Below are 22252 nucleotides of genomic sequence, written 5' to 3' on the forward strand. Positions count from 1 at the left end.
CTAGTTGCGCAGGCGCTCGATCGCCTGGGCCAGCGCCACATAGAGCTTGCCGACGTCGGATGACAGCAGGGTCACGCTGATTGCGCTGCCATCGCGGGTGGCGAGCACGCCGCGCAGCATGGCCTCGAAATCGTGGATATAGCGGTTAACATGCTCGCGGAATTCGTTATTGCCGGAATATTGGGCGAGGATTTCGCGCACTTCCCGGTTGTCGAGCAGGCGAACCGCCCGACGGGTGAAAATACCGCGATCGCCTTTCAGATAGGCGGCCCATTCGGTGTCGGTAACGTCGTTCGACAAAATTTTCCCGACATCGATCGAAATCGAGTTGAGCGACTCGGTCAGCTGCGCGACCCGCCGGGTGAAATTCTCGTCGCTGCTCTGCTCGGCCTTCTCTTTGGCAAACAGGATACGCTGTTCCAGCTTCGTCGTCATATCTTCGATGGCGGCGAGCTGGTCGGCAAGATGGGCAGCGGTCGACTCGGTGGTCATGACAGCGCTTGAAACGGCCTGCTCCAGTTTCGGAGCAATCGAGGCGATCTTGTCGTCGATAATCCGGTTCAGCGCCTCTTCGCTCATTTTCTCGAACGTTTCGGTCGAGCCGGCAATGGAATTTTCGAGCGCCTGACGCGAATGTTCCGACGCCTGTTTTGCGGTCTCTTTCACCCGCAACAGCGCGGTGATCATCTTCTCGCCGGCGCTCTCGGCTAGCGATTCATTCTGTTCGCGCACCGCTTCGATGGATTTTGCAATATCATCAATCTGCTCGACCACCGACTTGCTGGTATCGTCGCTCCTGTCGCGCAACTTGCCCAGCTGTTCCTGTTGTTTGGTAATCGAATGATCGGTCTGGGCAACCTGCTGGGCGACCCTGCCGGCATCTTCCTGTGCCTTGCGGGCTTCGCGGGCGATCTGGCTGTAAAGTGCCAGACTTTCCTGCGATTTCTCTGTCACGCGCTCAAAAGCCGTGGGCAGGGTTTCGTCCATTTCCCGAGCGCTGCTGTCGAGCGCGACCAGCAGCCGCTCCATCCTTTCTATCATGCCATCGGCAACGGCATAGCCATTTTCCAGCGACTGTTTCAGCGCTTCGCTATTCTGTTCCATGGCGGTCATGGCAAAGGCCAGCTTGGCCGTCTTGTCGCCGCTCTCATTGTCGAGATTTGCGAGATTCTCGGCAATGTCGGTGATATTCCGATCGAGCGTCTCGGCAAGGGTTTTTAGGCGGACTTCTTCTTCGTCGGCTATTTTTCCCGCGCTTGCCAGAGCGGTTTCCAGCGCGTCCAGATCGGCCCGCATCGCTGTGGTGGAATCCGAAGCTTCCGTGGCGAGGCGTGCCCGTGTCTTGTGGATGGTTTCAACGGTTTCTGATGTGGTTTTCCGCAACAGGGCTGCCAACTGCTCCGATCCGGCTTCGGCTTCCTGCAACTGTTCCGCCAAGCTGGCCTTGATCCGCTCGGCTTCAACGGCCAGATTTTCAACCGACAGCGTGGATTTGTCAGTCAGGGTGGTCAGGCTCTTTTCGGCCGCCGTGCCAACCTCACCGATTTTCCTGAGCGTCGAAACCATTGCCGCCATTTCGGTCTGGGCGGTACGTCCGGCATTGCCGATCTGGTTGGTTACATCCTTGGCGGTGTTGATTACCACCGGCAGATGTTCGCGCAGCTGCTCGAGATTCTTGTAGGCAGCGCCACCGACATCATCCAGTTTCTGCATCTTGTCCAGCCCGTCATCCAGCGATTTCCGGATCAGGCCAGCAGCGGTGGTGAGCTTGCCCGATGACTGCTCTCCGAGAAACTCCAGTTCCCGGCTTTCCTGACTGAGAAATTCCCGGGCGACGCTAAGCTCATTATTGACGGTCTTCAATCGGGCTTCGAGCAATTCTGATTCAGTGCGCAGCGAGAGGCCGACATCGGAAAAGCGGCCGGCTTCACGGGTGCTGTTACGCATGTAGAGCAGATAGGCAATGCCCAGCGTGGCAATAGGCAGGCACCATTGGCTGAACAGGTCAATTCCGGCCTTGGGAGTCACCATTGTTGTAAATATGTCGCGGTAGGCCCAGAGGAAAAACGCGGTCCAGCCTATTGCGATCATGGTTAACAGCAGCAGCGGCAGCAGGCGCGACCGGGCAGGGTCCGAAGCCGCATCATCGGCATAATAATCCCAGTTGTCATCCGGTGAACCATCGTCGTTTTCGCGGTTTTCTTCTGAAAGATCATGCGGTTCCGCGGTCAGGTCTGGCGCTTCGCTTTCGATGCCTGCGGTTGATTTTGTCTGGTCCTCGCCGGCACTTTCGTCCCGGTCGCGCCACATCCCGATTATCTTTGATTCACCTGCCATGGGGACTATTTAACACAATATCGGGCCTTAGAAACCATAAGTTAACCATATTGCTTGTAAACGGCTGGAATGTCATTTGATTATGGAGCTCTGGATGCCGCTCTGACGGCTGCGGTGGGGGACGATCAGCCCCTTATTGCAGAATTGCGTGCGGCGTTTCTGGAGAGCGCGAAGCGGCAGGTTGATTTGCTAGGGAGAGCGCGCTGTGATGCCAATTGGGAATATGCGGCCTGGCGTCTGAAAGGTCTGGCTGCGAGCTTCTCCGCGACCAGGATCCTGCAACTGGCGGACGAGGCAGCCCATAGCGCACCCGGCGATCCGGTCATCCTGCGAAAACTGGAACGTGCGGTTTCCGCGGTCGAGGCGCACCGGGACTGAAATCCTGGCTTCGGCACGTCGAACTCTCCGGCATCGCCCGAATTTAGAGGAATGTCACGGGGCAAGTTTTCGCTTCTGCCTTTGTTGCACATATTGCCCGGTTCGCATCTTTCAGCCATGAAAGCCCGATGAAATATGCGAAGATAATTCTCACGGCGCTTGTCTTGGTCTTGTTTGGCTGGTGGCTGCTTATTGAGAACTCGTTCATCGCAGATCCCGGACATCTGTCTGGTTATATACAGTTCGGATCCTAGCTTTCCATTGCGGTTTTAACCATTGTTGAGTCGAAGAACAGGCGTGCCAGCGGCAACAAGGAACCATCCGCTGCTTGGAGTGGCACGTGGGTCGTGCTGGCAACCGGCGGGGCAGCGATCATATTCCTTGCCGATGAATTCTCATCCCCAAGCAATCTAAACCTGCTTCTAGCCATTGCTGTTCTGACCGCGGTTGCCGCCCTACCGGTATATCGGTTCGCCAGTCGGCACGATGACGAGATCGGGGAAGCGCAGTTTGATCCACATCCGGACGACCGCTAGTCAGCCAGAAGCAAACTCCAGCCAAAACATTACCGATTATCGCTTGGCATGTCCCGACGCCACCATATATGGACAGGAACCTATCGGCACTTCTTCGTTCGGGACTCCCAATCTTGTGAAACTGGCTCTGATTTCTCTGGCAAAAGACGATCTTGACGGACAGGGGCCGATTGCCCTGCTGCCGTTGTTTGCCGGAACCTTGCTGGACTTGCAGATTCAGGCCGCGCAGCGCATCGGTTGCGAAAAATTTGTCTTCCTCTGTCCCGCCACCCACGGCGCATTATTGCAGAAAATCGACGAAATGAAGCAGCTGGGCTTCGACGCGGAATATGTCCGCAGTCCCAGCGATCTCGTGCAATATGCGAGCGAGCAGGATCATATTGTTTACTTGGCCGATGGCATCATCCCCAATGACGAGATCATTGGCCAGCTGGGCGCCGCGCCGCAAGAATTGCTGTTCACCGTGTTGCATGCAGAGGAATATCAGGAATTCGAGCGCATCGATCTCAACCAGCGGTGGCTCGGCATTCTATCCCTCAACGCATCGCGGCTGGTGGCGATGATCGATATTCCGGATGAATGGGAGATCGGGTCGGCGCTGCTGCGGACCGCAGTGCAGGCCGATTGTCCGCGCGCAATCATCTCGGACCGGCGGATGGGGGCAGGGGCGGTCTCCCATATCCAGAGCGCCCTCAGCGCGGGGCAATATACGCGGCGCAAATTGAAGGAAATGCCTTGGGGAAAGGACAATTTTCTCAATCGCTTTCTGCTGCGTCCCCTGATCAAGCGCAGTCTTCCCCGGTTGTGGAGAAAAAAGGCCGCACCGCAATATCTGCAGATTTTTTCGCTGGTGGCCGGACTTGCCGCTATCGGGCTGGCAACCTTTGGCTACGCAATTGCGGCGATCGGGCTGCTGTTTTTCGGCAGCGTCGCCCAATTGGCCCGAACCACGATGCTGCAATTTGACGGCACCGCAATGGGTAGGGACTGGACCGCCATGGGGCTGGATCTGATCGTGGCCGCTAGCGTCGCCATCTTGATGCTGCAGGCTTCCGACGCGGTCACCCTGCTGCCCAATCTGGTGATTTTTGCATTGTTGCTGGCCCATCTGCTGCTGTTGCGGGGTGTATCAGCGAATTGCCGTTTCGCACTGATCCGGCCGGATCTGCGGCTGGTGCTGCTGGTGCTGCTCGTTGCCGCTATTTTCGGTCCGATCAGCTATGGCATATATGCCGCCGCGCTCTACGCCGGCATGACGCTCGTTCTTGATCGCTATCCGGCGAAAAAACCGACGATTTCCAAGGATCGGCGAGGCGGATAGCGGAATAATCGACTTAGCGGCTTGTTAACCACATTAGGGTACAGCCTGGCTATGGCAGAGCGAGTTTTTCCGATGGATCCAAGCAAGCACAACGATATTGTCCGCCGCGCGACCGCGATGGCCGACAAGGCCTCGTTCGTGGCTGATGATTTTTCGCATGCCCTGTTCCCCAGAACCGACATCGTTTTCAACGACCGTATGCGGTCCAATGCGCAGCAATATTTGCGCAGCGTCGTGGACCAGATTGAAAGGCGTATCTGTACCATCGCGACCGAAGATATGGGGCTCCGGCAAGAGGTGCTGCTCGGCATCGCGCAGGGCGGCAAAGGCCAGAGCTATGCCATGCTGGAGCAATCCGGCCTGCTCAAGACCCCCGAGATTGTCCGGCATCTGTTTGTCAAGACGCAGCAAAGCGAACTGGCAGCAAGATTGCTGCAGAAAATTTCGCAGGAAGATCTCGAGTCCACGTTGACGCGCCATCTGGATCACGAGGATGCTGCCGTTGCCGAAGCCGCCATGGGATTGCTGGTGGCCCAGTCCAAAACAACCGGTGCTGCCGGAGAAATCGCCGCCAGTCTCGCGGATCTACCGCCGGAAATCGCTTATGCCTTTGCCTGGCCGGTAACCGCCGCGCTCGCCAGCCGGTCCGGCCATGCCAGTCTTCAGTTGCAGCAGGCAACCGAGAGGCTGCTTGCCGCGCATGATGAAAGCGCAGGCGTGGCCCGCAAGGCCGAGCGGCTGGCCCAGTTGCTCGACCAGTCCCCCGCCGACCGGAAGTCGGTTCCCCATCCGATGACGGATGGTCTGACCCTGTTCGTGGCGCGCCTCGCCCGGCGGACCGGCCTGACCAGCGACCAGATTATAAGCTTCACCGCTGAACCCGATATGGTGCGTCTTGTTGTAGTCATGCGGGCGGCGGACTTTCCGGTACAGGAAGCGCTGTCGATTTTTGCCGCGCTTGACGGCGGCGACCATATATTGACCGCCGCAACCTATGGCGAGACCGACCAGGATCGCTGTCAGGGCCTGGTGTCGCGCTGGGCCTCGCCCGACGCTTTTCAGAATGCCGCGCGGCTGCTTTCCGACGATTTTCCGGATATTCCCGGTAGATGACCACGGATGGTAAATTGACCGCGCCGGTGCAGGGACAGGTGGACGCCGACGGATTGCTCCTGTCGGCTGATCCGCTGCTCTTGCGGTTGCATTTGCACTGCGGTGGCAAGGAGGGCGGCCCTCTGGCCGTTCCGGAATTGGCAGAATTATGCCGCCTCAGCCGGCGGTTGGGAATGAATCTCTCTCGGCCGGTTCATGCTTCGGATAATGAGTCACGTATTGAAATGTGGGTCGAGACCTGGCTCAGCACGCCGGAAAAGGCGGAGCCGCTGAGCCTGTCGATCATCGACTGGAAAGAATATCCGCAAGACGAGAGCGAGAAAATCGACCCGGCGCGGGAGCGCGATTTCGACCGGCTCGAAGGTCGCGGGGCGATCCGCACTGATGCTGCGCTACGAATCATCGCCCAGCAACTGTCGGGTGAGGCGGGCCAGGATTATGATGTCATCGGCCAGTCCCTGCTCGATATATATGACGTGATTCCGCCATCGGCCAATGCCGGACTGCTGGAAGCCGTGGCCGAGCGGCAGCCGATACGCAATCAGCGAATGCGCCAGAAGGGCGGTGCCCAGCGGCTGTTCGTGTTGCAGGGCAATCCGCTGATCGACAAGACAGGGGCGTTTGCCGGCTATCGATTCACCGCGACCCCGGATGATACAGATGCTGATATGGTGACTCAGGGAACAGAGCCAAAGCGGCCGGGCGGCAAACTGATCAGCGACAGCCTGTTCGGCATGCAACTGGGGCCGGCGCTGCGCCAGCCGCTGGGCAAGATCATCGCCAACGCTGAAACGATCAGCAGCAAGCTGGAAGGTCCGCTACGCGGTGACTATGCCAGCTATGCCAAGGATATCGCTTCGGCGGGGCGCCATTTGCTCGATCTCGTCAATGACCTGTCCGATCTCGAGGCAATCGAACGGCCCGAATTCACCGTCGCCGGGGACGAAATCGATCTGGTTGATCTGGCCCACCGGGCGGCAGGCCTGCTGGCGGTCAAGGCGGCGGACCATCACATTCGTCTGGATCTTCCGGACGAAGGCGCGAAATGCCCCGCCAGTGGTGAATTTCGCCGGACGCTGCAAATTCTTGTCAATCTGATCGGTAACGCGATCCGCTATTCACCCGACGGCTCGGTGATCAAGCTGCGGGTTTCAACCGAAGACGGCTTTGCCCGGATTGCCGTGAGCGATCAGGGGGACGGTATCGCCACCGAAGACCAGCAGCGGATATTCGAGAAGTTCGAACGGCTGGGCCGGTCCGGGGACGGCGGCAGCGGTCTGGGGCTGTTCATTTCCCGCCGCCTGGCCGGCGCGATGGGCGGCAGCCTGACCGTGGCCAGCGAAGCCGGGAAGGGGGCGACCTTCACCCTGTCCTTGCCGGAACGGAAGCCAGCATAAAAAAGGGGAGCGAAACGCCCCCCTTTTTGCAAATTTCAATCAAAATTACCGTTTGTCGATCGGTACATAGTCGCGCTTTGCCGGGCCGGTGTAGAGCTGGCGAGGGCGACCGATGCGCTGGCCGGGATCGGAAATCATTTCGTTCCACTGGGCAACCCAGCCGACGGTGCGGGCAAGGGCGAACAGCACGGTGAACATCGAGGTCGGGAAGCCGATCGCCGACAGGATGATACCCGAGTAGAAATCGACGTTCGGGAACAGCTTCTTGTCGATGAAATAGGGATCGTTGAGCGCCATTTCTTCCAGTTGCAAGGCTACGTCAAAGACGGGGTCCTTGACCTTGAGCGTTTCAAACACTTCGCGAACCGTTTCCTGCATCACCGATGCACGCGGATCGTAATTTTTGTAAACCCGGTGACCAAAGCCCATCAGGCGGAACGGATCGTCCTTGTCCTTGGCGCGCTTGATATATTCCGGAATGCGGTCAGGATGGCCAATTTCGTGCAGCATGTTGAGCGCCGCTTCATTGGCGCCGCCATGGGCAGGGCCCCACAGGCAGGCGATGCCGGCGGCGATGCAGGCAAACGGATTGGCGCCCGAGGAGCCGGCCAGCCGGACTGTCGAGGTCGACGCATTTTGTTCGTGATCGGCATGGAGGATGAAAATCCGGTCCATCGCTTTTTCGATTGCCGGGTGCACTTCATATTCCTCGGCCGGAACACCAAAGGTCATGCGCAGGAAATTGCCGGTGTAGGACAGTTCGTTGTCGGGATAGACGAACGGCTGACCGATCGAATATTTATAGGCCATAGCCGCGATGGTAGGCATTTTCGCGACAAGACGGTGGCTGGCGATCATCCGCTGGGCGGGATCGTTGATATCCGTGCTGTCATGATAGAAAGCCGAGAGCGCACCGACCACGCCGCACATGATCGCCATCGGGTGGGCGTCACGACGGAAGCCCTGATAGAAACCGCGCAGCTGTTCATGCACCATGGTGTGGCGGGTGATCGTGTTGGTAAATTCGGAATATTCGTCCGCCGTCGGCAACTCGCCGCGCAGCAGCAGATGCGCGACTTCCATGAAGCTGCTGTTTTCGGCGAGCTGTTCAATCGGATAGCCGCGATGCAGCAAAACGCCTTCGCCGCCGTCGATAAAGGTCAGCTCTGATTCGCAGCTGGCGGTCGAGGTGAAGCCCGGGTCATAGGTGAAGGCACCGGTCTGGCCATATAATTTGCGGATATCGACCACGTCGGGACCAATGGTGCCCTGTAGAACCGGATATTCGAAATTGTCGCCATCGATGCTGAATTTTGCGTTATCGCCCACGATATTGTCCTTTCTGCTCCTGAAAACTCAGGTTTTTTCTATTTGATCTGCAAGACGTCCCAATGATTCTTCTTTCCCAAGAAGTATCAGAACGTCAAAAATTCCGGGTGAACTGGTGCTTCCAGTCAGGGCCGCGCGCATAGGTTGTGCGAGCTTCCCCAGCCCCAATTCGGCAGACTCCGCGATCGCTTTTATGGTTTCTTCCGTTGTCTCGAGCGTCCAGTCTTCCAGATCGGTCAAGCCAAGGTGAATCGATTTCAGCAGCGTCCGTGCGGCAGCCTCTAGCAGATTTTCTGCCCGTTCGTCGAGGCCAAGTGGGCGTTTTTTAAAGAGAAAAAGACTGCTTTGCGCCAATTCGATAAGATTTTTTGCGCGGCTCTTCAAAACCGGCATGGCCTGGCCGAGCAAATCGCGGTCCGAAGCGGATAAAGGCGCTCCCAGATCCTGTTCGATCCACGGTGTGGCCAGCCGCACCAGATCCGCATCATTGGCCTCCCGCATATAGTGACCATTGAGATTCTGCAGCTTCTTGGTGTCGAATCGCGAAGGCGATTTGCCGACGCCGGAGATGTCGAACCATTCTATCGCCTGTTCCCGCGAAATGATCTCGTCATCGCCATGGCCCCAGCCGAGACGCAGCAGATAGTTGAACATCGCATCGGACAAGATGCCCATGTCGCGATAGGCCTCGACGCCCAGCGCGCCATGCCGCTTGGACAATTTTGCGCCGTCATTGCCGTGGATCAGCGGGATATGAGCATAGGCGGGTTCATCCCAGCCCATCGCGCGGATCAGCGCCAGCTGGCGAAAGGCATTGTTGAGATGATCGTCGCCGCGAATCAGATGGGTTACGCCCATGTCATGGTCATCGACCACCACCGCGAGCATATAGGTCGGCGTGCCGTCCGAACGCAGCAGGATGAAATCGTCAATCTCGCTATTCTGGACCGAGACATCGCCCTGGACCATATCGGCAATGGTGACCTTGCCGGCGGTTTCGGTTTTCAGCCGGATCGCATAAGGCGCGCCTTCCGGCGCTTCCGACGGATCGCGATCGCGCCAGCGGCCGTCATAGCGCATCGGCTTTTTCTCGGCCCTCTGCTGTTCGCGCATGGTGGCCAGTTCTTCCTGGGTGGCGAAACATTTATAGGCATTGCCCGATGCCAGCAGCTCGTGGGCGACTTCAGCGTGGCGGGCAGCGCGTTCGGACTGGAAAACGGTTTCTCCGTCCCAGTCAAGACCGAGCCATTCGAGCCCTTCGGAAATCGCATCAATTGCTTCCTGGGTAGAGCGCGCCTTGTCGGTGTCTTCGATCCGCAGCAACGCTTTTCCGCCGTGGTGCCGGGCAAACAGCCAGTTGAACATGGCGGTGCGGGCGCCGCCGATATGCAGGAAGCCGGTCGGGGAGGGGGCAAAGCGGGTTACGACCATATTTGTCTCTTTCGGCTGTTCAGCATCATTTGAATTCACGCTTGCATGATCCCTGTGATAGGATTTTGAAATGCGGGATGGATTGAGCCCGAATGGCACCACAGGCACCGGTTCCGGTTCGACTGGCACCGCCCTTAGCACGCTGTTTCACCCGCGACAATTGTCTGATTTCTGGCGCGATATACAACTCTCCAAATTGATTGAAAGGCAGCTGGAAAAGGAGCGGGACCAACTGCCTCTATGGGTGCCGGTGGCGCTTGGTTTCGGCATCGCCTGCTGGTTCAATCTGGCCACTGGCGCGCGGTGGCTGGCCTTTATCAGCCTGTGCGGCGGAATTGTGCTGTTCGCGGTCACGAGCGGCGGCACGCGGCTCGGCAAGGTCCTGTTCTGGTTCGCGCTGTTGGCCGGAATCGGCTGCGCGCTAATCTGGCTGCGTTCTTGGAGCGTTGCCGCGCCAGTGCTGGAGCGACCGATCGTCACCACGTTCAATGCGGAAATCGAACGAGTCGAACCGGTGTTGGCGCGTGATATGGTCCGGCTGACATTGAGTACCGGTGACAATTCCGGGTTGCCGCCGCGCGTCCGGGTGAACGTGCCACTGGATCGCACCAGCCCCGGTTTGCAGGATGGCGCCCTGATCCAGCTGCGCGCGCGGTTGATGCCACCGGCGATGCCGGCGCTGCCAGGCGCTTATGACTTTTCCGAGCGCGCCTGGTTTCAGGGTCTCGGCGCGACCGGACAGGCGCTGGGAGAGATACGGATATTGCGCGCTGCGGACCCGGTTTTCGCGCTGTCCCGATACCGGCAGATGCTTTCGGCGCATGTCCAGTCGCAGATGGCCGGTGCAGCCGGTGCGATTGGAGCGACCCTGGCCACCGGAGATCGCGGCGCGATTGATGAAGAAGATGCCGAAGCGATGCGGCGCAGCGGGCTGGCGCATCTGCTATCGATCAGCGGGCTGCACGTCACCGCAGTGGTCGGGGCGGTCTATCTGCTGATATTGAAGACGCTTGCCCTGTCGCCTGCGCTGGCGCTGCGCTTCCGCCTGCCGATTGTGGCGGCCGCCGGCGCGGCGCTGGCGGCGGTTGCCTATACGCTGATGACCGGGGCGCAGGTGCCGACGATCCGGGCCTGCGTGGCCGCCCTGCTGGTGCTGGTGGCGCTGATGATGGGGCGCAGCGCGATCACTCTGCGGATGGTCGCGGCGGGGGCGCTGTTCGTTCTGATTTTCTGGCCCGAATCGCTGGTCGGTCCCAGTTTTCAGCTGAGTTTTGCAGCGGTGACCGCGATCATCGCGTTGCACGAGCATCCGCGGATCAAGGCGCTGCTGATGCTGCGCGAGGAAAGCCTGATGCGGCGCGCCGGACGGTTCGTCTTTGCTCTGTTCCTCACCGGACTGGTGGTGGAAATCGCGCTGATGCCGATCGCGCTTTACCATTTCCACAAGGCCGGCCTCTATGGCGCGCTCGCCAATATCATCGCCATCCCGTTGACGACCTTTTTGATCATGCCCCTGGAGGCGCTGGCCCTGGTGCTCGACGGCTTCGGTCTCGGCGCGCCCGTCTGGTGGCTATGCGAACAGGCCCTCAGCAGCCTGATCGCGCTGGCCCATTTTGTTTCCAGCCGGCCCGGCGCGGTGACCATGTTGCCAACCATGCCGGTGATCGCCTTCGGTCTGGTGCTGCTTGGCGGTCTGTGGCTTTGCCTGTGGCGGGAGCCCTGGCGCTACTGGGGGCTGGGCCCGATGCTGGTCGGCGGGCTGGTCATCGCCACCACCCGCGCGCCCGATCTCTATATCACCGGCGACGGGCGCCATGTCGCCATCCGAAACGAGCAGGGCGAGCTGGCGATGCTGCGCAACCGTAGCGGCGACTTTATCCGAGACATGGTCCGCGAAAATGCCGGGGTAGAGGGGGAGCCGCAGGCGCTGGAAGACTGGCCCAACGCCACGTGCAATGGTGACAGCTGCCTGGCGACTGTATCGGCAGGCGGGCGCGACTGGCAGATATTGGCGACGCGCAGCGGTCACTATATCCCGGCGCTTGCGCTGTCGGCAGCTTGCCGCCGCGCCGATATCGTGGTCAGCGAAAGGCGGCTGCCGGACGGCTGTCAGCCGCGCTGGCTGAAAGCCGACCGCAACCTGCTATCGCAAGTCGGCGGCATGACGATTGATCTGGAAAACCGGCAAATATCCACGGCGCTCGGCTGGACCGGCAGGCATATCTGGACCCGCTATCGCGTTGCCGCGAGAGGCAATGCGGCCAGCGCCCGTCCCGATCAGTAGCGGCGCAGCAATCCGGCCATTTTGCCCTGGATACGCACTTCACCCGCACCATAGATTTGCGGTTCATAGGCGGCATTGGCGGGATCAAGCCGCACTTGTGCGCCCTGTTTGTGAAGATATTTCAGCGTCGCCTCTTCCTCGTGGATCAAAGCCACGACGATCTCGCCATCGCGCGCCACTTCGGTTTTCTGGATCAGCGCATAATCGCCATCGAGAATACCGGCCTCCATCATCGAATCGCCGGACACTTCCAGCGCATAATGTTCGCCGGGGCCAAGCAGGGCGGCCGGCACGCTGAGCGCCGACTGGCCTTCCATCGCCTCGATCGGCGCGCCGGCGGCGATCCGGCCGTGCAAGGGAATTTCCAGCACATCATTATTAGCTGCCGGAGCAGGATTGGAGACCACTTCGCGCACCGGCGTTTCCGGATGCAGCGCAACAACATTGGAGGGTTCCGCTTCGTGCAGGCCGCCCTCGGGCAGTTTTAGCACTTCGAGCGCCCGCGCCCGATTGGGCAGGCGGCGGATGAAGTGCCGCTCCTCCAGCGCGCTTATCAGCCGGTGAATGCCCGACTTGGACTTGAGCCCGAGCGCTTCCTTCATTTCCTCGAACGAGGGCGAAACGCCGCTATCCTTCAGCCTGTCATCGATGAAACAGAGGAGTTCATGTTGCTTTTGCGTGAGCATGTCCAGTGTCCTGTTCTGGGAACGAATAAAGAACAATTAAGAAACAAAACGGGGGAAGTCAAGCGGGAAGTGATTATCCCCTTGCCATACGTAGTCAAATCTGCTACATAATGGACATGAAACAGAAACCTCTCACGATCGCTCAATTCTTTAAGCAGTTTCCCGATGATGAAACCTGCTTGCAGCATATCTTTGATGTTCGTTTTGGACAGGGCTACGAATGCCCAAAGTGCGAAAAGGCTTCCAACTGGTATCGGATCAAAGCCGAGCGCGCTTATTCCTGCCAGTGGTGCGGTCATCACTTGCACCCTACTGTGGGCACTCCGTTTGAAAAGAGCCGGACGCCATTGCAGCTTTGGTTCTATGCAATCTATCTGTTCACCACCACGCGCCACGGCGTTGCAGCCAAAGAATTGGAACGCCAGCTAGGCGTCACATACAAGACGGCATGGCGCATGGCTGGCCTGATCCGTGAACATATGGCCGATGTGGACGGTGAAAATCCCCTTGGCGGCTTTATGAAAATCGTTGAAGTGGACGAAACCTATATCGGCGGCGTCAATCATGGCGGCGGTCCGGGCAACAAAGACGGCAAGACAGCGATCATGGGCATGATGCAGCGTAACGGCGAAGTCATGACGGTTGTCATCCCCAATCGCCGCAAATCGACGCTACAGGGCAATATCGTTGCCAATGTGCTGCCACATACCGAGATCCACACCGACGATTTTATGAGCTATGCTGGCCTTGACGGAACCGGCCACAAATATTGGCACAAGACGGTCAATCACAGTGCTGGCCAATGGGTAACTCCTACCGGCACGACCACCAACGGCATTGAGGGTTTCTGGTCACAGTTGAAGCGCGGTATCTTTGGCACTCACATTCACGTTTCGCCGCAGCATCTTTGGAAATATGCCAAGGAAGCGGAATATCGCTTCAATCGTCGCCACCGTCCCGAGACGATGTTTTCGGAACTGGTTTCGACTTACCAACCATTGACCTAAGCGTGGCCTCAATGGCGGCTTTATCGCCGTCATTGTCGGTCGCATGTTCTTTGATGAACTCTTTGAGTTTGCCCTTTTCTCGGGCTTCTTTAAGTGTGGTCATGGTCACCTTGATTGTCAGTTTTTTGCCCTCTCTCTAAAACATTCAGAAGCCCATCGAGGGATTTTACAGACCAAGGACGATAAGGCCTTGGTGACCCTGTATAGACCAAAGCGCCAACATACGCCAATATCGCGAACAAGAACAAACCAAAGAACCAGAGCGGTGACATAAGAGAAGATACCTCTATAAAAACCCCTTGTGCCCACATTTTGACTTCGGTCCATACCGCCGCAAGGCCAGCGATAGTGAGTAATGCGGTGCAAAACCCTCCAAAGACCGTGGGGCCTGCCCATAGTAGAAATTTGTGTGTTCGTGGATGGCGCATTTCGCAAACATAGCCAAAAGAAATAAATTGGCGAGTTTATTCACACATCATCGCCAAATAAGAAGCGCGGCCGTTCATTTATTTTCTCCGCAAATTTAATCAATGATTGCCTGTCTGTTTCGGTTGTATCTGGTATCTCAATAGCTTTTGAGTTCATGCCAAATGAAACCGCAGGCACCATCAATAACCACTGCCTCTTTTTATTGTCTAAGTCATCAAAAAGAGCGAGTTCGCTATTTATGACGCCGAATTTAAGTTTCTGTAATATTGGCAGCGCCTTGTGATGCATTGCGTCGGGACTCATTGGTGGTGAGACCTCAGCCCAAAGGCTAGCCGCCTGGAACAGCTGTAGGCAGTTCACATCATCCCATTGATGGACATCAAATGCGATCTCATCAACTTGAAATTTCATCTTCTCGTCGAGCGCAATAGAGGCATTTTGATAAAGCTGATAAGGTGCCACAAAAAGTAGATTAATTGCAAAAACAAGCCCGAATCCCAATAGGGCGGCGTATAATACTGTTTTAGTGATGCTCAATTCATCGTCGAATGCTCTGTAACCATCAGGACTGTCTGACGCGAAATACAGCACGCCCAGAATCAAAACCGCTGACAATCCCTTCCCAGCCAAATCTGCCCAACTATGGGCGATCATAGTTCGCCACGCGTTGGCCCAAGACATTTTGAGAACGAATAGGATGTATTCTCTAACCATCCCATCTCTTTATCACAATCAATCATGATTGCACTCCGAGATTGGCGCCCGCGTCTTTACGTATGCAAGGGGGATAATCACTAAGCGGGAAGTGATTAGGCCGTTGGTGGAGCGACAGGCAACACAGACGGAATTGATCCGCTGCCTTGATGGCGGCTGTTTGCATTTTCCGTCGAAAAGCGGTCAGTCGGCTAACGACCCAATTGCAGTCATTCAACCTGACGATGGCCAACGGCAGAATAGGGCGCAAAAGCGGACACTAGCTTAGACTTGTCCGACACGCCTTAACTAGTTATGTGACCCACCATGTTTCGATCCATTCTTGTTTTGAGTTTTATTGGAAGTCTGGTCGCTTGCAGCAATGGCGTACAGAATGCCGAGAAGTGTCCATTACTTTCGGCGGGTTGGAGCCAACCAAAAGATGGAGTCCCAACATTCGCATTGGTGAACATCGTTGCTTGGTCCGATTCCTCGATCACTTGGAACGGCGTACCGGTTAAAGAAAGCCAACTGACTGGCTTCTTTGCAGAAACAAGAAACATGGTTCCTGAACCTTTGACAGTATATGATCCAGTTGGCGCACCGAATTGCGATAGAGCAACCGAACTGCGAGATATCATCGACAAAGCAGTTGATTGCAAACGAGGCTGGATGTGTGGCTTAGGCGCGGAGGTTGATTGGAATAATGCAACCCCAGCTAAGGATGCACTCTGAAGGCAATGCAGTTGCTGTCGCTTAGTCCGCCAAAGTTTTGGTTAGCAATCCTTATGTCCGCTTTCGGGCTAGTTTTTGCCGTCAGCCTTCGTCGGACTCAATGTCCGCTTACCACCCATTTTCAGACATTCGATCGCCTCGCCGCATTGCCTAAAAGCTGACCGGCTGCTCTGCGACGTTTTTCGACAAAAGCCGCCTGTCTTCTCACGACCCAATTGTCGCCGTCGAACTCAGAATTGAATGCTCATAGAAGCGGACATTCAACCGAACTGGCGGCCGTGCAAATAACGCAACAAATCTCGGGCGTGTGTGCCCCAATGGAAAAAGAGAAGCCGAAATGACCAATGAGCATCGTCCAAACTAACGTTATTTGCCAGCCAGACGACTTCGTTCATATCGAGCGTAATGTCGCCAAGATCATCGATTGCGTCACCCCCACCCAATTCCGCATTTGGTCCATCAGTTGGGTCCGCACACGGATAAAGACCGTAATCTGGAAATCGGGCGGCAACTCTTTGAAACAAAGCAGGACCGCTATCGCGGGGTGCCTCAAAATCACCCTCTGAGGGCCCACCATTGGGAGTTATATGGTAAGCCGTGATGAGGCGATCGAGAGCCGCCGTTAGCTCAGCGTCTGTTGGAACGGGACCATCCCACGCAATAGACAGAAATTGGCGAGCTGCGTGAATGGCGGGCGATGTATCCATGACTTCAGAATGGCATATGGGTTGGTGGCGTTCAAGGTCCGTTTTCACAAAATGCCGCCTTGAAGGAGCCAGTCCGCTTCCCACTCCAATATTAGCCTTTCAGCGTGCTCCAGCAGGATGCTGATAGCGGACTGCCACAGATCAGGAGGCTTCATTTGCCGCTAACGAAATATCCTCTCGCGGCTGTTGGTCACTAAACCTCAATATAAGGCACCATCTCACCCACATCAGTCGCTTCCGCATGAGCAGGCCGGAAGAGCAAAGCATTGGACGCGGCCAGAACCGAAAGCTTGGCGCTGTCCTGGCTGCCAAAAGGCGTAATCCCGTCCTGATCAACCTTCGCCCGCAGGAACTGCGCGCGGGGGCCGTTGGCGGGGAGGGCTTCGGTGGTCGGGGCGCTTTGATATTCTGGCAGGTGATGCGCGGCTCCGGCCATGAAGCGGATTAGCGGTAGCAGGAACAGGGTCGCCGCGACGAACGCCGAGGCCGGGTTGCCGGGGAGCGCCAGGATCACCGTCTTGCCGAGCGTTCCGGCCATCACCGGCTTGCCCGGTTTCATCGCGATCTTGTAGAAGTCGATTTCCGCGCCGAGCCGCTCGAATGCGGGGCCGACCAGATCATGGTCGCCGACCGATGCGCCGCCGATGGTGACGATGATATCGAAGTCTTTTGCGCTTTCCAGCGCTTTGCAGAGGATTTTCATATCGTCTGGAATGCGGCTCAGGCTGCGGGTTTCGGCGGTCAGGCCGGAGAGCATGGCGGACAGCATGACGTCATTGCTGGCGGGTATCTGGTGGGGCAGGGTGTCGCTGCCCGGCGCGACCAGTTCGTCGCCGGTAGAGACCACCGCCACGCGGGGCTGTGTGCCGACCGATAGCTCGCCATAGCCGGCGATTACCGCTTCGCCGAGCGCCGCCGCATTGAGCAGGCTGCCTGCGGGCAAACCGACGCTGCCCTCCTTGAAATCGCCACCCTGATGCCGGACATGGCGGCCTTTTTCGGGTGAGGGTTCTGCGGTCAGGCGGATGGTGGCACCATCGGCTTCGACATTTTCTTGCATGACCACGGTATCGGCGCCTTCGGGCAGCAAGGCACCGGTAAAAATACGGGCGGTTTCTCCCGGTTGCAGCGCGCGGCAGGGCGGGTTGCCGGCGGCGCATTCGCCGACCAATGTCCATGGGCCGTGGCGGTCTGCAAAGCGGATCGCATAGCCGTCCATCGCCGACATATCGGCGGCCGGTTGTTCGCGCCTGGCGATCAGGTCGTCGGCAATATAGCGGCCGAGCGCCTCATGAACGGAAAGCGTTTCGGCGGGCAGGCGGGACGCCAGTGCGATCAGTCGCTGCTGGGCTTCGTCGAGAGGCAGCAAGCTGCTCATTCCGCTGTCCAGTCTCCCGATTTGCCGCCGCTTTTCGAGAGCAGGCGGATATCGCTGATCTCCATGTCCTTCTGTATCGCCTTGGACATGTCATAGATTGTGAGGAGTGCGACAGAACAGGCTGTCAAAGCTTCCATTTCCACCCCGGTCTTTCCGGTCAGTCGGGCCATGGACGAGACCTTGATGCCGTCCTCCAGAAAGGTGAAATCAACCGCCACCTTGGTCAGCGCCAGCGGGTGGCACAGCGGGATAAGATCGCTGGTCTTTTTCGCCGCCATGATCCCGGCAATGCGGGCCGTCGCCAGCACATCGCCTTTCTTCATGGCGTTCGCTTTTATAGCTTCCAATACTTCCATCTTCATCGTGATCCGGCCCTCGGCATGGGCCTCGCGGACCGTGTCGGCCTTGCCGCCCACATCGACCATATGGGCCGCGCCGTCGCCGTCGATATGGGTCAATTTGCTCATTGGGTTCCTGTCAGAAGCTCGCGGGTCGCGGCCTCGACATTATCCTGTCGCATCAGCGATTCACCTACCAAAAAGGCGCGGGCGCCGGATTTTGACAATCGCTGGCAATCTTCGTGGGTGAAGATACCGCTTTCCGACACCATGATCCGGTCGTCGGGCAACAGTTTCGCCAGCCGTTCGGTCTGGTCGAGGCTGGTTTCGAAGGTCTTCAAATTGCGGTTGTTGATGCCGAGCAGGGGCGATTGCAGCTTCAGCGCCCGTTCCAGCTCCGCTTCGTCATGCACCTCGATCAGCGCGTCCATGCCGAGCGCCAGCGCTTCCGCCTCGATTTCCGCCGCCAGAGCGTCGTCTAGCACCGCCATGATGATCAGGATCGCGTCGGCCCCCAGCGCCCGCGATTCGGCGATCTGCCAGGGATCGACCATGAAATCTTTGCGCAGGCAGGGCAAGTCGACCGCAGCGCGCGCCGCGACCAGATATTCGTCCGCGCCCTGAAAATAGGGCTGGTCCGTCAATACCGACAGGCAGGCCGCACCGCCGGCCTGATAGGCGCGGGCATGAGCCGGGGGATCGAAATCCTCGCGGATCAGGCCCTTGGAGGGGCTGGCTTTCTTGATTTCCGCGATTAGGGCGAAACCGGTGGCCGATTTTGCGCGGATCGCTGTGGCAAAGCCTCGCGGCGCGCTTTGAAGAGCGATGTCCTCGCTCAGCTTCGACGCCGGGACATCCGCTTTGCGTTGCCGGACATATTCCCGCGTCGTTGCGCAGATTTCTTCAAGCTTGTTCATTGATTGGCGATCCAGCAGTTGAGCATGGCGTTGGCAAGACCCTTGTCGAGCACCTCGGCGGCTTCCTCGACGCCTTCCTCCCAGCTATCGACTTCGCCCGCGACCATCAGCGCGGCGGCGCTGTTGAGCAGCACGGCATCGCGATAGGCCGATTTCTCGCCCTGCAATAGCGCCTTGAGCGCAGCGGCGTTATATTGCGCATCACCGCCCTTTATCGCTTCCGCCGGATGGCGGGTCAGGCCTGCATCTTCCGGGGCGATCCGGCTGATCGTGACGCTGCCGTCGCTGATCATGGCAACGCGGCTGGGGCCGGAGATGCTGAGCTCGTCGAGCCCTTCTTCGCCGGAGACGATCATCGCCTTGTCATAGCCCAGTTGCAGCGCCGCTTCGGCATAAGTCTCGACCAGATCGGGAGAGGCTACGCCGATCAGCTGGCGCTTGACCTTCGCGGGATTGCACAAGGGGCCGAGCAGATTGAAGATCGTCCGGCGACCGATGGCCTTGCGGATCGGTCCCAGCGGCCCGAGCGCCGGATGGTGATTGGGTGCAAAGAAAAAGGCGATGCCGATATCGTGCAGGCTCTGCTCGGCCTTGCTCGCCGCTTTGGCCAGATCCAGCCCGAGCGCCTCCAGCGTATCCGCAGCCCCCGATTTGCTCGAGGCAGCGCGGTTGCCGTGTTTGGCCATCGGGATTTCGCAGGCGGCGACCACCAGAGCGGTGGCGGTGGAAACATTCAGGCTGTGGCTGCCATCGCCGCCGGTGCCGCAGACATCAATCGCATTGGCCGGCGCGTCGACGCCGATCATCCGCGCGCGCATTTCGGTGGCGGCTGCTGCGATTTCCGTCGCTGTCTCACCCCGGTCGGCCAGCGCGACCAGAAATTTCGTGATCTCCTCTGCCGAGCAGGAGCCGTCCAGGATTGCGGAAAAGGCTGCGCGGGCCGATGCTTCCGACAGGGCGCTCGCCGTATCAGGCAAGGTCATGCTGCTTCCTTCGCTTCAATCCCCGCAATCGCCATGAAATTGGCCAGCAAGGCATGGCCATGTTCCGTGGCGATGCTCTCGGGGTGAAATTGCACGCCGTGGATCGGCAGGCTTTCGTGACGGAAGCCCATGACCGAACCGTCGTCGGCGGTCGCATTGACCGGCAGGCAGGCGGGAATATCCTCGACGATCAGCGAGTGATAGCGGGTCGCGGTATAGGGTGAGGGCAGGCCGGCAAAGACGCCGCTGCTGTCGTGGGTGACCGGCGATGTCTTGCCGTGCATCAGACCGCCGCGCACCACCTTGCCGCCGAAATGCTGGCCGATGCTCTGATGGCCTAGACACACGCCAAGCAATGGCTTCTCCGCATCGGCACAGGCCGCCACCAGATCGAGCGATATGCCCGCTTCATTGGGGGTGCAGGGACCCGGAGAAATCAGGAAGGCCTGCGCGCCGGTGGCCAGAGCTTCGCTGGCGGTCAGCGCATCATTGCGCTCCACGCGAACCTCGGCGCCCAGTTCCATCAGATAATGGACCAGGTTGAAGGTGAAGCTGTCATAATTGTCGATAACGAGGATCATGCGATGCTGCCTAATCGGAAATTATCGGCAGGCCAAGTGTTTCCGCGAATGGTTTGACGTGGGCGCGAGCGGTGATAGGGAATTTGCCAACAACAGACCGTGGGTACTGAGCCGGACCAAGAGCGTGGCGCATCGACCGATGCCCTTCGACAGGCTCAGGATCAACGGTAAAAACCAGATATCCGATTGGAGAATCAGCATGGCCGAGCCCGTCACCGTCAATATCCCGCACAAACTGGGGCTCGAAGAAGCCAAAAGCCGTATCGGCAGCGGCATCCACACGCTGGGCGACATCATCCCCGGCGCCAATCTGACCGACCATCACTGGGAAGGCGATCATCTCCACTTCACCCTGGAAGCCATCGGTCAGCGCATCAAAAGCGACATGCATGTCCGCGATGACGAGGTCTATGCCGTGCTCGACCTGCCACCGATGCTGGCGATGTTCGCCAACAAGATCAAGGCGAAGCTGATAAAGGAAGCGCCGAAGATGCTGGAGTGACAGGAGAAGTCAAGAACCGGAACGACGGTGCCATTTTACACCGGACGATGTCAGATATTCCAATGATAGCCGGTTTCCCGCTCTGACCGATCCCACAGCTTTTTCATGACCGACTTGTCGTGGGCGAAGGATTCGAGCGTGCCCTCGCCGACCGGACCGACCCATTCCATGCGCCCGGTCGGTCCATAAAGCGCGCGCTGCTTCAGCCGCTCCTCGGTCGCGCACATTATTTCGGGATAGGCACCTTTTTCGGCCGATTGCACCAGAGGAGATTTTGCCATCAGCCCGAATATGAGGCGGGTGAGCAACCCGCCGCTTGTCTCGATCAGGGAAGTGGCCGACGATCCGGGATGGCAGACATGAACCGTAACATTACGGTCCGCCGCAGCGATCCGGTCCTGCAATTCGTAAGCAAACATCATCTGTGCCAGCTTGCTTTGGCTGTAGGCCGGATTGGCCTTGTAATTCCGTCCCCAGTTCATGTCTTCGAACTGGATCGTTCGCAGTCCCATCTTATAGCCGAGACTGGCGACGACCACGATCCGGCCTGCCGATTTTTCGATGGTTTCGAAAAGCTCGCCGCAAAGCAGGAAATGGCCATAATGATTGGTGCCGAGCTGGCTTTCGAATCCGTCCTTGGTCAGTTGCCGCGTCGGTACCTGCGCGATAGCCGCATTACAGATGAGTGCATCGATTTTCGAGATGCTGTCACGGACCTGCCCGGCCGCCGCGCGCACGCTGGCGAGATCAGAAAGGTCCATCCGGATGAAGCTGACCGGCGCATCGGCACCGAACTCCTGTTTCAGCGTCGCGATAGCGGCGGCAGATTTTTCTTCATTGCGGTTCAGCATGACCACCTGCGCGCCTTTTGCGAGAAAAATGCGGGAGGCCTGAAAACCCGTGCCCGAATTGGCACCGGTGATCAGATAGGTTCTGCCTTCGAGCGAGCCGAGCCTGGCGGGGGTCCAGCCATCGGGACCGAATTGTGTATCTGTCATTCTTCATTCTCCTTCAGCGTGCGCTCCGCGGATCGCATTGCTCGTTGTAACAATGGTTGAATGAGCATATAAATCTCGCAATGATGATAAAACAGGCGAGATCGTCGCAAATGCTTGCCTATTTGTATCAACTGGATTGCAGCGGCCCGATGCAGACATTAGAGCTGACAGC

Annotated in this window: 20 protein-coding genes; 8 read left to right on the top strand and 12 right to left on the bottom strand. The window is 58.1% G+C overall.

The annotated features are described in order from the left end of the window. Positions 1-2337: a hypothetical protein gene (locus tag BOSE62_RS03050; protein ID WP_159641937.1), complete on the bottom strand. Its 2337-nt coding sequence runs from the start codon at positions 2335-2337 to the stop codon at positions 1-3. Positions 2338-2406: 69 nt separating this feature from the next. Between BOSE62_RS03050 and BOSE62_RS03055 the strand changes: the two genes are divergently transcribed. The 4 genes from BOSE62_RS03055 to BOSE62_RS03070 all read left to right on the top strand — a co-directional run bounded on the left by BOSE62_RS03055 (position 2407) and on the right by BOSE62_RS03070 (position 7082). Further along, positions 2407-2715: an Hpt domain-containing protein gene (locus BOSE62_RS03055; protein ID WP_159641940.1), complete on the top strand. Its 309-nt coding sequence runs from the start codon at positions 2407-2409 to the stop codon at positions 2713-2715. A gap of 651 nt (positions 2716-3366) precedes the next feature. Beyond that, positions 3367-4572, top strand: a complete 1206-nt coding sequence (locus BOSE62_RS03060) for a hypothetical protein (protein WP_159641943.1) — start codon at positions 3367-3369, stop codon at positions 4570-4572. Positions 4573-4644: 72 nt separating this feature from the next. Then, positions 4645-5685: a hypothetical protein gene (locus BOSE62_RS03065; RefSeq protein WP_159641946.1), complete on the top strand. Its 1041-nt coding sequence runs from the start codon at positions 4645-4647 to the stop codon at positions 5683-5685. Next, positions 5682-7082 (top strand): sensor histidine kinase, encoded by a 1401-nt coding sequence (locus tag BOSE62_RS03070; RefSeq protein ID WP_159641949.1) that lies wholly within the window; start codon positions 5682-5684, stop codon positions 7080-7082. Before BOSE62_RS03065 ends, BOSE62_RS03070 begins: the two co-directional genes overlap by 4 nt. Before the next feature lie 45 nt (positions 7083-7127). Here the strand turns inward: BOSE62_RS03070 and BOSE62_RS03075 are convergent, their stop codons facing one another. Together BOSE62_RS03075 and gltX are read right to left on the bottom strand one after the other, a co-directional pair. Continuing rightward, a complete protein-coding gene (locus BOSE62_RS03075) occupies positions 7128-8411 on the bottom strand; it encodes a citrate synthase (protein WP_159641952.1) in 1284 nt (427 codons plus the stop codon). Positions 8412-8438: 27 nt separating this feature from the next. After that, positions 8439-9842, bottom strand: coding sequence for a glutamate--tRNA ligase (gene gltX / locus BOSE62_RS03080; protein ID WP_159641955.1), 1404 nt, complete (start codon positions 9840-9842; stop codon positions 8439-8441). 70 nt (positions 9843-9912) lie between these two features. Between gltX and BOSE62_RS03085 the strand changes: the two genes are divergently transcribed. Continuing rightward, complete coding sequence (locus BOSE62_RS03085) at positions 9913-12126, top strand: ComEC/Rec2 family competence protein (protein ID WP_159641958.1); 2214 nt, start codon at positions 9913-9915, stop codon at positions 12124-12126. On the opposite strand, the gene lexA is transcribed toward BOSE62_RS03085, so the two are convergent. Beyond that, the gene (gene lexA / locus BOSE62_RS03090; RefSeq protein ID WP_159641961.1) at positions 12120-12812 is read right to left on the bottom strand and encodes a transcriptional repressor LexA; all 693 of its coding nucleotides are present in this window, start codon (positions 12810-12812) and stop codon (positions 12120-12122) included. The two genes, BOSE62_RS03085 and lexA, sit on opposite strands and share 7 nt — an antisense overlap. A 116-nt stretch (positions 12813-12928) precedes the next feature. Here lexA and BOSE62_RS03095 point away from each other — a divergent pair, with 116 nt between their 5' ends. Beyond that, entirely contained in the window at positions 12929-13819 is an 891-nt protein-coding gene (locus BOSE62_RS03095; protein ID WP_159641964.1) for an IS1595 family transposase, read from the top strand. A 468-nt stretch (positions 13820-14287) separates the two neighbouring features. Here BOSE62_RS03095 and BOSE62_RS03100 read toward each other — a convergent pair whose 3' ends face one another. Next, positions 14288-14902: a hypothetical protein gene (locus BOSE62_RS03100; RefSeq protein WP_159641967.1), complete on the bottom strand. Its 615-nt coding sequence runs from the start codon at positions 14900-14902 to the stop codon at positions 14288-14290. 366 nt (positions 14903-15268) lie between these two features. Here BOSE62_RS03100 and BOSE62_RS03105 point away from each other — a divergent pair, with 366 nt between their 5' ends. Then, a complete protein-coding gene (locus tag BOSE62_RS03105; RefSeq protein WP_159641970.1) occupies positions 15269-15676 on the top strand; it encodes a hypothetical protein in 408 nt (135 codons plus the stop codon). 260 nt (positions 15677-15936) lie between these two features. Here BOSE62_RS03105 and BOSE62_RS03110 read toward each other — a convergent pair whose 3' ends face one another. From BOSE62_RS03110 to BOSE62_RS03135, 6 genes are all read right to left on the bottom strand, one after another. Beyond that, positions 15937-16431, bottom strand: a complete 495-nt coding sequence (locus tag BOSE62_RS03110) for a hypothetical protein (protein WP_159641973.1) — start codon at positions 16429-16431, stop codon at positions 15937-15939. A 145-nt stretch (positions 16432-16576) separates the two neighbouring features. Then, positions 16577-17761 carry a molybdopterin molybdotransferase MoeA gene (locus tag BOSE62_RS03115; protein WP_159641976.1) on the bottom strand — a complete coding sequence of 395 codons (1185 nt, stop codon included), beginning with the start codon at positions 17759-17761 and terminating at the stop codon, positions 16577-16579. Continuing rightward, a complete protein-coding gene (moaC, locus tag BOSE62_RS03120; RefSeq protein ID WP_159641979.1) occupies positions 17758-18228 on the bottom strand; it encodes a cyclic pyranopterin monophosphate synthase MoaC in 471 nt (156 codons plus the stop codon). Before moaC ends, BOSE62_RS03115 begins: the two co-directional genes overlap by 4 nt. Next, complete coding sequence (gene trpC / locus BOSE62_RS03125; protein ID WP_159641982.1) at positions 18225-19016, bottom strand: indole-3-glycerol phosphate synthase TrpC; 792 nt, start codon at positions 19014-19016, stop codon at positions 18225-18227. Before trpC ends, moaC begins: the two co-directional genes overlap by 4 nt. Further along, positions 19013-19999 carry an anthranilate phosphoribosyltransferase gene (gene trpD, locus BOSE62_RS03130; RefSeq protein WP_159641985.1) on the bottom strand — a complete coding sequence of 329 codons (987 nt, stop codon included), beginning with the start codon at positions 19997-19999 and terminating at the stop codon, positions 19013-19015. The genes trpC and trpD overlap by 4 nt, the downstream gene beginning before the upstream one ends. Continuing rightward, positions 19996-20580 carry an anthranilate synthase component II gene (locus BOSE62_RS03135; RefSeq protein ID WP_159641988.1) on the bottom strand — a complete coding sequence of 195 codons (585 nt, stop codon included), beginning with the start codon at positions 20578-20580 and terminating at the stop codon, positions 19996-19998. Before BOSE62_RS03135 ends, trpD begins: the two co-directional genes overlap by 4 nt. 199 nt (positions 20581-20779) lie before the next feature. Here BOSE62_RS03135 and BOSE62_RS03140 point away from each other — a divergent pair, with 199 nt between their 5' ends. Then, positions 20780-21082, top strand: a complete 303-nt coding sequence (locus tag BOSE62_RS03140) for a polyhydroxyalkanoic acid system family protein (RefSeq protein ID WP_159641991.1) — start codon at positions 20780-20782, stop codon at positions 21080-21082. Between the two features lie 50 nt (positions 21083-21132). On the opposite strand, the gene BOSE62_RS03145 is transcribed toward BOSE62_RS03140, so the two are convergent. Beyond that, positions 21133-22080: an SDR family oxidoreductase gene (locus BOSE62_RS03145; RefSeq protein WP_159641993.1), complete on the bottom strand. Its 948-nt coding sequence runs from the start codon at positions 22078-22080 to the stop codon at positions 21133-21135. Positions 22081-22252: the final 172 nt, after the last annotated feature.

The sequence above is a fragment of the Sphingorhabdus sp. 109 genome (genome assembly GCF_902506555.1).
GTDB lineage: Bacteria > Pseudomonadota > Alphaproteobacteria > Sphingomonadales > Sphingomonadaceae > Parasphingorhabdus.